The 12765-nt window shown below is 42.9% G+C and carries 11 protein-coding genes and 1 pseudogene; 6 read left to right on the top strand and 6 right to left on the bottom strand.

Annotated features, from left to right (window positions below; all coding sequences use genetic code 11):
- Positions 1–87: 87 nt before the first annotated feature.
- Positions 88–522, bottom strand: a complete 435-nt coding sequence (locus MLD24_RS21625) for a pilin (RefSeq protein ID WP_344816445.1) — start codon at positions 520–522, stop codon at positions 88–90.
- A 284-nt stretch (positions 523–806) separates the two neighbouring features.
- Between MLD24_RS21625 and MLD24_RS21140 the strand changes: the two genes are divergently transcribed.
- The 5 genes from MLD24_RS21140 to MLD24_RS21160 all read left to right on the top strand — a co-directional run bounded on the left by MLD24_RS21140 (position 807) and on the right by MLD24_RS21160 (position 5743).
- Positions 807–1901, top strand: coding sequence for a glycosyltransferase family 4 protein (locus MLD24_RS21140; protein WP_248169258.1), 1095 nt, complete (start codon positions 807–809; stop codon positions 1899–1901).
- 74 nt (positions 1902–1975) lie between these two features.
- Complete coding sequence (locus tag MLD24_RS21145) at positions 1976–3058, top strand: glycosyltransferase (RefSeq protein ID WP_248169260.1); 1083 nt, start codon at positions 1976–1978, stop codon at positions 3056–3058.
- Positions 3059–3065: 7 nt separating this feature from the next.
- Entirely contained in the window at positions 3066–3977 is a 912-nt protein-coding gene (locus MLD24_RS21150) for a class I SAM-dependent methyltransferase (RefSeq protein ID WP_248169262.1), read from the top strand.
- Between the two features lie 2 nt (positions 3978–3979).
- The gene (locus MLD24_RS21155; protein ID WP_248169264.1) at positions 3980–4663 is read left to right on the top strand and encodes a methyltransferase domain-containing protein; all 684 of its coding nucleotides are present in this window, start codon (positions 3980–3982) and stop codon (positions 4661–4663) included.
- 63 nt (positions 4664–4726) lie between these two features.
- A complete protein-coding gene (locus tag MLD24_RS21160) occupies positions 4727–5743 on the top strand; it encodes a glycosyltransferase family 4 protein (protein ID WP_248169266.1) in 1017 nt (338 codons plus the stop codon).
- Here MLD24_RS21160 and MLD24_RS21165 read toward each other — a convergent pair.
- The 5 genes from MLD24_RS21165 to MLD24_RS21185 all read right to left on the bottom strand — a co-directional run bounded on the left by MLD24_RS21165 (position 5740) and on the right by MLD24_RS21185 (position 11334).
- A complete protein-coding gene (locus MLD24_RS21165; RefSeq protein ID WP_248169268.1) occupies positions 5740–6618 on the bottom strand; it encodes a glycosyltransferase family 2 protein in 879 nt (292 codons plus the stop codon). The genes MLD24_RS21160 and MLD24_RS21165 overlap by 4 nt on opposite strands.
- A gap of 43 nt (positions 6619–6661) precedes the next feature.
- Complete coding sequence (locus tag MLD24_RS21170; protein ID WP_248169270.1) at positions 6662–7906, bottom strand: lipopolysaccharide biosynthesis protein; 1245 nt, start codon at positions 7904–7906, stop codon at positions 6662–6664.
- 70 nt (positions 7907–7976) lie between these two features.
- Complete coding sequence (locus tag MLD24_RS21175; RefSeq protein WP_248169272.1) at positions 7977–8834, bottom strand: glycosyltransferase family 2 protein; 858 nt, start codon at positions 8832–8834, stop codon at positions 7977–7979.
- A gap of 16 nt (positions 8835–8850) precedes the next feature.
- Positions 8851–10764, bottom strand: a complete 1914-nt coding sequence (locus MLD24_RS21180; RefSeq protein WP_248169274.1) for a hypothetical protein — start codon at positions 10762–10764, stop codon at positions 8851–8853.
- A 78-nt stretch (positions 10765–10842) separates the two neighbouring features.
- Positions 10843–11334, bottom strand: coding sequence for a pilin (locus MLD24_RS21185; protein WP_282450762.1), 492 nt, complete (start codon positions 11332–11334; stop codon positions 10843–10845).
- A 345-nt stretch (positions 11335–11679) separates the two neighbouring features.
- On the opposite strand from MLD24_RS21185, the pseudogene MLD24_RS21195 reads away from it, so the two are divergent.
- Positions 11680–12690 (top strand): annotated as a pseudogene (locus MLD24_RS21195) (ATPase, T2SS/T4P/T4SS family); the annotation flags it as partial.
- Between the last annotated feature and the right edge of the window lie 75 nt (positions 12691–12765).

Genomic DNA, 12765 nt, shown 5'->3' on the forward strand with positions numbered 1-12765 from the left:
GCCTGAGCTGAGCCGGCATGGCGATGGGTCGACCAGTCTGCGAAACTTGTTGGCAGCCTATGAGAAATCCGGGCTAGGACCCTAGAACTACTGACAACTACTGGGAACGAATAGCTCCGATCCGTTAAAAGAGCAGGACCAGCTTATCCCACGCCCCGAATTCGTCGTCGGCGTGAACGTCACCTGCCCTCCTGCGATGAAGACGTTTGCCCGGTTACCCATTGTAACAATCAGCGCGCCATCCTGAACGTCAATGCGGGTAACATAGTTACCGGACATACTACTTGGAGCAGGCAGGTGTAGCGCCGTGTTATCCAGGCCCACGAATGCGTTACCATTCGCTGAGTAACCGTCCACAACGTGAGCCTTTAGGCCTGAGCTCAAGTTAAAGGCCTCGGAAAACTGAGCTTTCGACACATATACGTAGTAGCTTGGAATGGCGATGGCTGCCAATATGCCAATAATTGCGATTACGATCATGAGCTCGAGCAAAGTGAAGCCGCTAGATTTAGGTCGGTTCATAAGGATTCCTGAGTGAGATCACCTCCAACCACAAATGCAATTATCAGGCCAACTTTTTCTCCCATTAAATCAATTGGTTGCAGATAAAGTCACTCGAAGACAGTAAGCAGCTAGAAGAACTGGTCCAGATCGCGTCACTTTATGACGCAGAAGGCTACCTATCAGCCAAACCAAAAAAGAATCTACCCACCGGACTCCAACAAACAATGGCCCACCCTCACGTACTCCACATTACCCGAAATCTCCCACCTCTAGTCGGAGGAATGGAGCGCCTCAACTGGCATATGGCAGAGGAGTTGGCGAAGTACGCAACCGTCACCGTCATAGGCCCAGCAGGCGCAGCCCAATACAAACCTGAGTCTGTTGATATATCGGAAGTACCGCTCAAGCCCCTCCCTCTGTTCCTGACCCTAGCATTTGCCAGGGGCTTATGGCTGGCATTTCGCGAAAGACCGGAGGTGATCCTTGCCGGGAGCGGGCTAACTGCCCCTATCGCCTGGCTACTTAGCAAGCTATGCGGCGCGCGCTCCGCCGTTTACTTACATGGGTTTGACATTACTGCGAGCAACACCGTCTACCGAAAGCTGTGGAGGCCTACTTTTAAACTCCTAGATCACGTAATCGTTAACAGTACGCCGACAAAGGAGTTGGCTGTTGCAGCGGGCGTCAGTAAAAACAACCTGAGTTTGGTACACCCGGGGGCAGACCTACCGGAATCTCCTCAATCGGCTGAACGCATCGCATCGTTTCGAGAAAAGCATGGGCTTCAGAACAAAAAAATATTACTTTCTGTTGGGCGCCTCACCACGCGCAAAGGACTGCGAGAGTTTGTTGAGCACGCATTACCTCAAATCGTGGACCAAGAACCAGACTCAGTCCTTGTTGTTATTGGCGAAGCGCCCAAAGATGCTCTGGGTGCCGGAATTCAAAGCGTCGAAAGCATTCAGGAGCAGGCGAGGAAGTCTAACGTTGGGGAGCACCTAAAATTCCTGGGAGTCATCACCGATCGAACACTTCTCGCGACAGCTTACGAAGCCGCTCATGTCCACGTATTTCCGGTCCGACACATACCAGAAGATCCTGAAGGATTTGGCATGGTTGCCATTGAGGCAGCTGCGCATGGATTGCCTACGGTGGCATTTAAAACAGGGGGAGTTATCGATGCCGTAAGCCATGGAGAGTCGGGCTACTTAGTGAAAACAGAAAACTATACAGATTTATCCAAGAATACAATTAGCGCAATCAGAAAACCAATAGAAAGATCTAGCATCGTGAGATTTTCAATGAAATTCAGCTGGAATCAGTTTGGAAAATCAATAAGTAAAGCCTTAATTTCATCAATGAAAAACCCCAAAAAAAAAAAGAGCACGAAGAATTAACTAGGGTTAAAACTCAAATGAAGAAAGTCATAATCTATAGATCAACAATGCTCCCTCTATCGGAGACCTTCATCTTGAGTCAGGCATCCGCCCTAAAAGGCTGGACACCAGTACTACTTGGGCTTAGAAAGCCCAATAGAGGTCTAGATACCAAAAACTTGCAGACAATAATTTCTGAAAATCTCCTAAGTAGATATATTGATCCTTTACTGTTTTGGCTAAAACTCCCTATATCAAGGGTAAGACGCTCCATTCTGAATATAAACCCAGATATAATCCACATTCACTTTGGAACAGACGCTGTTGACATATGGCCAACAATTGAAAATTTAAACATCCCGACCATCATTACTCTTCACGGGTTTGACATAAGAACTCATAAAGAGTGGTGGAAATCGGGACGAAACGGGTTAAGGCGAAAGAGCTATCCAGAGCGCCTAATCAATATGGCTAATAGCGACAACGTTCAATTCTTGGCGGTATCAGACTCGATAAGACACCGAGCTATAGAATTCGGCATCCCTAAAAACAAGATAAGAACCTCATATTTAGGAATCGACGAACAATACTTTCGGCCCAATACATCAGATAAATCTCAAGAACAATCCATCCTTTTTGTTGGCAGGTTTGTAGAAAAAAAGGCTCCGATCATTCTACTAAAAGCATTTAAAACTGTAGCACAAAAACTCCCAAACACCCGTCTTGTAATGATAGGGGATGGACCGCTAAAAAGTAAGGCACAGAACATCGCTAACACCTTTTCATTGCCAGTATCTTTTTTAGGCGCATGCGATCAAAAAGAGGTCTTAAAAAACCTTCAAAGATCATCTATATTTTGTCTTCCAAGCATAACAGCAGAAAGTGGTGATGCAGAAGGACTTCCAATATCAATCCTTGAAGCTCAAGCTTGCGCTGTAGATGTAGTAACATCCGCAAAAGGGGCGGAAGAAACGGATTCGATAATTAGTAGAACAGTAGTTTTTCCAGAAGGGGACGAAGAAGCATTGGCAGATGCGCTCATCGAGCTTTTAAGAAATCCTATTCGCAACTCTAGCATTAGCTCTGAATCAAATAACCTTCCCGAATCATTTTATATAAAAAATAGCGCTAAAAATTTAGAAAATATATACAATCAAAACTACCAAAATAACGGATGATAGCTTAATGTCTCGTCTATCTGAGAAAGATTCGATTCATAGCCCGTTCGGCGGCAAAGGAAAACTGATACTAAAATTATCAGATGAACAAGTTAATGAAAAATACATAAACAAATGTGGCATGAGCATTAAATCACATTTTAATGGAGTAAAAGAAATTAATCTTTATGAATGCTCCGTCACAAAATACCGATTCTGGCGACCTGAGTCTATAGCTGGAGGTGAATCATTTTATGCTGAAGTCAGCAGGATCTGGAAAGACTACTATCGAGAGGAAAGGTGGGAGTACGCCATCTGCCGGAAGCACATATATCCAGGATCACGATTACTTGAAATAGGTTGTGGAAGAGGTTTCTTTCTTAAATCGATCGAGAGTAAAATAGAAGCTAGTCTCGGGTTAGAGCTCAATTCCAATGCAATCAATGAAAAAGTCACCAGCATTGACATACAGCCCTACCAAGCAAGTGAGATCATTGACTCTCATTATGAAAGCTTTGATGTTGTTTGCATGTTTCAAGTTCTCGAGCATATTTTAGACCCAAACCAACTGCTATCTGATGCAATTGCATTACTGAAGCCGGGCGGGATGCTAATAATAAGTACTCCGAACTACGAACACCTCCCTTTCTATAAATTAGAAGACGCCTTCGATCTTCCACCACATCATATTGGACACTTCACTTGCGAGACATATAAACGCCTTGCGCCAATATTTCATATTGATCTAGAAAATATTTATACAGACTATCGTCGCAGTCAAAGCCAACAAGAAGTTCCTGAAAATCAAGAGTATAGTCTTTATAGAAAATTACTTTCCTATATACAGAGAAAATCTATGGATTTATTTTATAGAATTAATAAAGAGCCAGGTCCAAACATCTTGGTCACATTCAGGAAAAAACCAATCAAAAGCAATTAACTATGTACCAAATAAACTATTTTTCTCATAACTGGCTAATCAAAAAATCTTTGAACGACGCTATAGTTAGAAATATACCAGTACTATCTGGTACAGTTCTAGATCTGGGCTGCGGAGAGCGGCCTTTTGAAATAGATCTAGTGAATAGCGGAAAAGAGTACATTGGTGTCGACTGGAGTAACACATTGCATGGAATGAAAGCCGACATTATTGCAAACTTAAACGAACCATTGCCATTCAAATCCAAAAGTATAGATAGCATCATCTGTTTAGAAGTACTAGAGCACCTAAAGAAACCTCAAGATTTTATTTCGGAAAGCCACCGTATACTCAAGGAGAACGGGCACTTAATTTTATCAGTTCCTTTTCAATGGTGGATACACGAGGCTCCTTGGGATTACTTCAGGTACACACGCTTTGGTTTGGAGCATTTATTTAGTGAAGCAGATTTTGATTGTATTTCAGTAACACCCACTACCGGTTTTTGGACGATGTGGATTCTAAAGCTTAACTACCAGACAGCGCGCCTGATGAGAGGAAACTTAGCCTATAGGCTCTTATCAAGAGTTTTTTTGATACCATTTTGGTTTTCGAATCAAATAGTCTTCTCCCTTATGGATAAATTTTGGGACGAGGAGAATGAAACGGCAGGTTACGTAGTTGTCGCAAAAAAACGAACTGGATAGACAGAAATACACCAGATTTTATCTCAAGCTATAATGGTGAAATTTAGTTAAACGGTGCTAAAAGTGAAAAAAACTCCTGCAGTCTGGTTTCCCACAATAAAAACCGGTACAGGCACTGATATCTTTACTCAACGTCTAGTTATGGGCCTTAATGAAAATGGCATTAGATCAGAAATAACCTGGTTGCCCAAACGAGCAGAGTTTTTACCCTGGAGTGTTGCTATTCCTAAGCCACCATCGTGGGCAAATATCGTACATACAAACACATGGATTCACTCACGTTTCATTCCTAAGCACCTCCCTTTAGTTACAACCATACATCATGCAATACATCATCTAGATGTCGCCCAGTACAAAGGTTTTCTTAGGCGCCTTTATCATAAGCACTGGATTATACCTTTAGAAAAAGAAACCATTCTTAGAGCTAAAAAAGTAGTCGCTGTTAGCCATTTTGCAGCAGAAACGGCTAAACGCACTATAGTTGACGTCCCCATTGGAGTCATCTATAACGGCATAGATACAAATATCTTCAAGCCTAAGACCAGAATAAAACAATGCAAAAAACCGTTTCGGATTTTATACCTAGGGAGCTGGAAACTCCTTAAAGGAGTGAACTTGTTAACTCCTATAATAAAAGAGCTTGGTAAAGATTTCGAGCTTTACTATACAGGCAGTTTATCTAGCTCGGATAAAGAAATAGCTAGACTTCCAAATGCACATAATATTGGATATATAAAGAGTGAAGAATCCATTGCTGAGACGATGAACGATTGTGATGCTCTTATTTTACCTTCAAGGAGCGAAGGGTTTGGATTAGTAGCGGTAGAAGCAATGGCTTGCGGCCTTCCGGTTGTTGCTTCAAATGGCTCATCACTATCTGAAATAATCCAACAGGATAAAAACGGCTGTCTTTGCGAGAAGGATAACATCTCTGACTTCGTTAAGAGTATACGTCGACTCGCAGAAAACAGGCGCCTCTATCAGAACATCTGCATCGAATCAGAACGAGTTGCTAAAAACAAGTTCTCACATCACACAATGATTAAAAACTATATAAGCGAATGCTACTTTAAAATCTAACGCCTTTCAGCTTCTTTTCCAGCGGCTAATCTCCATTGCTCCACGAACTCAGCCACTCGAATTATAGAAGCAACGAGGAATACCTGAAAACGATCTTTCAAACTTAGTTCTTTGTGAGTTATTATCCACAACGAAGCTTGCCAAGCACTTCTTTTCTTCGCAAGATTTTGTTGTCCCAAATAAGTTAGGCCTAGTTGTTTCAATGTTTTTCTCCCGGCTACTATTCGTCGAGCCTGCCGAATAGCTCCTCTCAATGTAGTTCGCGGCTGAGTGTAAACAACGGCTTTTGGCTCATAAAAAATAGAGAAGCCTCTACTCACTGCGCGCCATGACCATTCTCGATCGCCACCAGATAATAGACGCTCTTCAAATTCGCCAACAGAGCGGAAAAGTTCGCTAAAGCAAAATAAATTTAATGTTCCTGTAAACTTTCGCTCTGTAATATTTTCTGCCTGACAAAACCCAATAAGGTGCTGATAAACTGCAACAGCTGATGGCTTTTCTGGCTTTATTATTTTTACATCACCCCCTAGAAAAGAATCCTTTCCTTTGTCAATTAACGCGCTCACACCTGAATTAATCCATTCTGGATCTGGCCAACAATCAGCATCAATAAAAGCCAGAACCTTACCTGATGCCGCCCTTACGCCAACATTTCTTGCGGCATATGAGCCAGGTTTACTACATCGTAAAAGCTTAAGGTTTACCCCACTCAACTCTTTATTATCAAGCTCAAGTGCTGGTATGGAGGCATTATCAACGACTATCAATTCAATTAAATCTATCGGATAAGACTGCCTTATAATACCTTTTATGCATTCAAAAACTCTATCAGGGTCGTTGAAAACTGGGATTATCACACTAACTTTTATCATGCTTTAAAACCAAAAAGTATATTTATAGTATAGATAATTTAAACTATCTACGCTTCAAGAAATAAAAAACTCCAAATGATAAAGCGCACCAAAGATACTCAGAAATCACTACTGAAATTGCAGTGCCCATTGGGCCATGTCCTGGGAATGAATAGAGCATCAACCACAAAAAGAAGAAAAACGAAAGTATATCTAGAAGTATTCTTGAGCCGGTCTTATCCGTTGTAGTAAGTACAGCTCCGATAATCTGACGTAAAGAGTAAGCAGGCAACCAAACAGTTAAAACTAAAACGAGATTGCTAACATTTTCAAAGCCATCGCCCAGCAATACCTCAATATATTCAGATAAAAACCATATTACGGAAAAACATGCCAGGCTATAAATAAAGAAAAATAAAGAATAACGAACCAAAAATATAAAATGTTCGTTCTTAATAGAATTTCCATAACTGAACAATCGATATGCCTGAGACTGAATAACAGATGTAACTGGCATAGCTAAAGCAGAAACAACTCTCATTGCTGCACCAAAATGACCAGCCTCGTACGCCCCATATAGAAGCATTGTTACAGGCTTGCTTCCCTCCGCAACACCTTGGTTTGTTAAACTGTTTATTGGATACAGAATATCTGAGCGAACTTTCCAAGCCTGAAACAATGAGGGCCAAGATATGGGTGGTAGAAGTCTAAAAGCAAAAAACACACATAGAATCGAGGCTAAAGTAGAGCTAAAAAACATTATTAGCACATAATCTTCAACACTAAGCTTTTCAAGCGCTAGAAATCCAAAAAAAAGTATTCCTGTTTTTAAGAGCGGCGCTATGACTTGTATGACAAGGGCGCGTCTAACCATTCCATAAGACATAAATGCATATACGCTCACTATGCTAATAGGGAATATCAGCACTTCAGAAACGGCGACAAGCGTCCAAACCAACCAGCTCATTTCATCACCGACAAAAAAAACTCCCAAAGCGATATAAGCAACTGCTAGTAATATTCCTGAAGTAAAGTATCTGACAAAAGCTATGCCCCAAGCTCTGGAAAAGGTGTCGGGATTTCTTGAAGCATCTCGAATGTTAGCTAGTCCAGAGCCCAATCCAACGAACTGAATAAAAAATGTGGAAATGCTAATAGCGACAACTATATGCCCATAACCTTCCGCTCCAAGCATACGCGTTGAGAGCACGAGATAAAACGCCAATAAACTCACTCTAACTGCTTGAGCGATTAAGGCTATAGACTGATCGCTTTCTAGTATTTTTTTAAAATCAACTTGGAATTTCAAATCTTTTTGCCATCTGGTGGCCATAGATAGTGGAGGGTTTTTAATTTAGATGAAAATCCTACCCATTGGCTTAATCTCGCTCTTTATAGGTTAAAGCAGTAATTTGTTCAGATACCAATCCAACTAAAAAGATCGTCAAGGAGGTAGTAAACATTAATGCGCTCATATTAGTAAACCGTCCAGAAGAAAAGTATGTATGACCATAGTAGCCCAAACCGAATAAAAATACGAAAAAGGCTAGAGGAACAAACAACTTAAGTGGTGAATATAAGGTTCCAATCTTGAATATGATTAGTAAAAATCGTATTCCATCTTTCAAGGGACGAATATGACTAACACCTTTTCGATCGTGAGCAGTGATCCGCACATATGCTACTGAATAACCAGCACGAAAAAATGCCATGGTACTAGTCGTTGGGTAAGAAAAACCGTTGGGAAGCAGGTACAGAAACTCAAGAAACTTTTCCCGCCTAACAGCTCGAAACCCTGATGTCAGATCCTTAACAGCGTGCCCAGTCATGTAGGACGCAAGCTTATTATAAAGGCCATTAGCAAGCCCTCTGCCTAAACTTGCTTGAGACTCTCGCCCCCTAGCTCCAACTACAAGGTCATACCCCTCTTCCATTTTCTCCAGTAAACGAGGAATATCTTTAGGGTCATGCTGGCCATCTGCGTCCATAAAAACGATTACAGTCCCTGACGCAACTCTCGAACCACTTTTTATGGCAGCGCCGTTACCCTTGGAATATGGATGGTGAACGACTAAAGCACCAGCTTTTTCAGCCAATTCTCCAGTATTATCAGATGATCCATCATTAACAACAATAACTTCAGCATTTTCTACTACCGACAGGATTCCTGATATTAGATTAACAATGGAAAGGGACTCATTCTTTGCAGGTATTACAATCGATAGACTTTTAATCATCACTGATTGTCCATTTCTATTTCAATTTGAACTTTTCGCCGAAACGATTATGATATTCATTTGCCCAACTTTCATAGCTTGACGTTTTTCCATTCACGCCATACATAATAGCAAGAAAAGACTGCCATGACTTTTTGTTTTCTGGCTCCAACCGAAGCTGTTCCTTCGTGTAGTAGATATATAAATGGAAAATTCCCTCTGAAATCATGTAAGAAGCTATACTTTTAAGGAAAAGAACTCTTTGCTCCTTTGTTAGGTTAGGATTGCTTAAAAGATAAGTAGTTAGTCGATCGGTTATTTCTGGCTGGGAAGAGCACCTCTCTTCCATTTGACAAAATATATAGTCCAAGAACTTATTTGAGTTGTCAGAAGTCATTACTTGATTTGACATTCGATGCTTTAATTCTTTCAACAAAGAATCTTTAGGTGGAAGGCCAACTAGATCATACAGCCTTATAATCGCTAGGCCCCCAGTTATATCAACACGATTGTTCTCTAGGCTCTTAAGAAAATGCTTTTCAGAAAGTTGGAAGGCCAAAGAGTCAGCCCCTAAGTCGCCCTTTTCTACATGTGCAAAGTGCCACCGAGCCAACTGGTAGTGGCTCCTCGAAGAATCGGGTGCCCTCTGTACCTCACTCAAGATAAGAGTATCCAAGGCGCTCCAAGAGTAACTTCGGAAGTGACTTCCTGAGAAGAACAGAATAATTAGAAGCAACGAACAGGAAATAAGAAGATATCTATATCGATCGAACTTGAGTAAGATCATTCCAATACTTAGCAAAACACCAATCATAGGAACGTAGTTTCGGTGTTCATGCACAAGCTCAAGTGAAAAAATAGTGGATTCCATTGAGTGGCCAATCAAAAACCAGGCTATTCCGAAGTATGCCCAAACCTGCTTCTTAAAAATGAAGAACATTAAGGCGATAGCTGTAACACCCCAGAAAAAAATAGAGTACAGCGTAGTAATGGGCGCTACTATTGATCGAGATATCTGAATTCCGTCATGGAAAAGCGTTAGCTTCGTAATGTCAGGAAGGACTATTTGAGTAAGATAGAACCATAGGACTCTGGACTGGGTCATTAACCGTTCATCAAGCGTGAAATCTCTCAGGGCGTAAGCACCACCGGCAGTAATACTAGTATGGCTATAACTATGCCAATCAAAAAAGAACCCTAATAACAGAAAAACAATACCAATAGAAAACAAAAGATAATAATATTTTATTAATCTAGAAAAACGAGCGGCAGCACACTGAAAAAAAGCCAACTCAATCAACGAAAAAAATCCTACTGCCAATAAACCATTTTCTTTACTCAATGCAGCAAGAGGCAGAAAGATAAGAAAACCCAGAAAAACTAGACGCAGACCCTTAATTGAGGTCGCCAATATCAACATTTTTTCACGGCCAACGATATAGCAGTAAACTGCCAGCAAAGTAAACAAGGCAGCAAGACTGTTCATTCGTTGAACCACATAAAGCACTGTCGTAAGATTAAGCGGGTGTACCGTCCAAGCAAGAGCTAACAACAGGGAAGACAGTATAATTGTGCGCTCAGATCGGCTTGGTGCATAAAGAGTGAATATCCTGAAGGAGATCAGAAATACTAAGAACCCATTCGCTATATGAATCAACAAGTTGACTATTTTGAATGAACGAGAATCACCATCAGATATATAGTAATTCAGAGCAAATGATAATAACGAGATCGGTCGGCCAAGTGGCCCCGATTCCGTTGAAAACATCGCTTTTTTAGCTGCTTCAACACTAAGTTCGTCTATATGAATATCAGTGTTATTAACGATATTTGGGAAGTCATCGAAAACAAACGGCCCAGATAGTCCTGGCGCATAAGCTACGAACGCGAATAACCCGATCAGCAACAACGGGGCCAAGAAGGTCTTGCCAAAAGAAAGGCCGTTCAACACAAGTTCAACCCTCTATTAAGTAACAAAAAAGCCGCCTGGCGGCGGCTTTTTGAGTTCCACAAAGAACCTTGCGAATACTTACTGACGGCAATCGGTCGGCAGGTAACGCGGATCAATATCGGTTGCGTTGCTCGCAGCAGGCGCAGTTACGTTGCCCGGATCTTCTTCTGCAAGCCCACAAATCCAAACGATGGAGCCAGCTGGGTTCAGTGCAGGACGCAGAGAGAGTGTCTTAGAACCGGAGGCGGTGATTTTGGCGTTCGCACGGTTACCAAACTCAATATTAACACGGCCATCGTCACCGACAGTGACTGAGGATACATAGTTACCAGAAATACTAGCAGGCTGAGCAAGGCCCGCTGAAGCATTGTTGTCAGGCAGGCGACCTCGGTTAGAGAAGAAATCTCCAACTGAAGACTTGGCTTCAGCGGCCAAGTTCAGACCTTCAGTCACCTGAGTACGGATGGTGTAATCCTGATACTGAGGAATAGCAACTGCTGCCAGAATACCGATGATCGCAACAACGATCATCAGTTCGATCAATGTAAAGCCCTGCTGAACTCGTTTCATAGTTAATCTCCGCAAATTTAGTCAGTCACGCCCACCTCCTGTGAGCGGCCTGCGAGTACTTTAGCATTGATCATGCCACATGCAAGTGATTCATTCTTTTTTATTTAATAACATATAGTTACCATCCTTCGATGAGACCTAGACGCTCTTAGTTTTCTGACACCGAAGGCTGAATATCGTCAAGAACTGACAATTTTGGTCACCCTTGCCGATAGAAAAGCCTCGAACTGATCGACTGAGCGCCCCACCAACAACGAGCGCTTTCCAATACGCCTCAGGACCACTAAACTCCTAGAATGGTTTGGAACATGCTATCAGCAACTTAGGGCGGTTTTTTAAATTCCTATGGCTATTAACACCCGTAATGTCACGCTTACAGGCCTTGCGCGTCGCTTTGTCGACGACGGACTCTTGGAAGAGGAAATTGCGAAGGAAGCGTTCCTTCAGGCCTCGGACAACAAGATCCCGCTGATTTCCTACCTGGTGCAGAATGACCTCGCAGACAGTCAGGGGCTGGCAGTATCTGCAGCACTGGAGTTCGGGATGTCTGTCATGGATCTGGAGGCGTTCGCCCCAGAGATGATGCCAGAGAAGCTGGTTGCCGAAAAACTGATCCGAAAACACACAGCCCTTCCTTTATATCGGCGGGGAAACAGGCTGTTCATTGCGGTTTCAGACCCCACCAACATTCAGGCCTTGGACGAGATCAAATTTAACACCGGCCTGAGCACAGACGCCATTCTGGTAGACGACCAGAAGCTCAGAGGGTCCATTGATCGCTTCCTGGAATCTCAGGACAGCACCATGGGTGACCTGGAAGATTCAGATCTGGAAGGCATTGACACAGAGGGAGGAGACAGCGAGGAAGAGGATGGGGCATCTACATCTGACATTGATGACGCTCCTATCGTCAAGTATGTCAACAAGCTGCTGCTCGATGCGATTCGTACCGGCGCGTCCGATATTCACTTCGAACCCTATGAAAAAGTGTATCGAGTACGCTATCGGACGGATGGCATTCTGAAGGAAGTTTCCAAGCCCTCGATCAAGCTCGCTCCGAAGATCTCGGCGCGGGTCAAGATCATGTCGCAGCTCGATATATCCGAACGACGGGTTCCTCAGGATGGCCGCATCAAGATGAAGCTGTCCAAGACCAAAGCCATCGATTTCCGGGTCAATACACTGCCGACGCTTTGGGGTGAAAAGATCGTCCTTCGGATTCTCGACCCCAGCCAGGCCAAACTCGGCATTGACGTGCTTGGGTACGAGGAAGACCAGAAACAACTGTACATGGATGCGCTTGAGCAACCGCAAGGCATGATACTGGTTACCGGCCCCACCGGCTCGGGCAAGACAGGGCGGTCTCCAACTCCAAGTGCAACACCCCGGGTTAATGAACGCCTGACGGCGCTTCCTGGGTTCGCTTGATCA

The sequence above is a fragment of the Marinobacter xestospongiae genome (assembly GCF_023156385.1).
In the GTDB taxonomy this organism is placed as follows: Bacteria; Pseudomonadota; Gammaproteobacteria; order Pseudomonadales; family Oleiphilaceae; genus Marinobacter; species Marinobacter xestospongiae.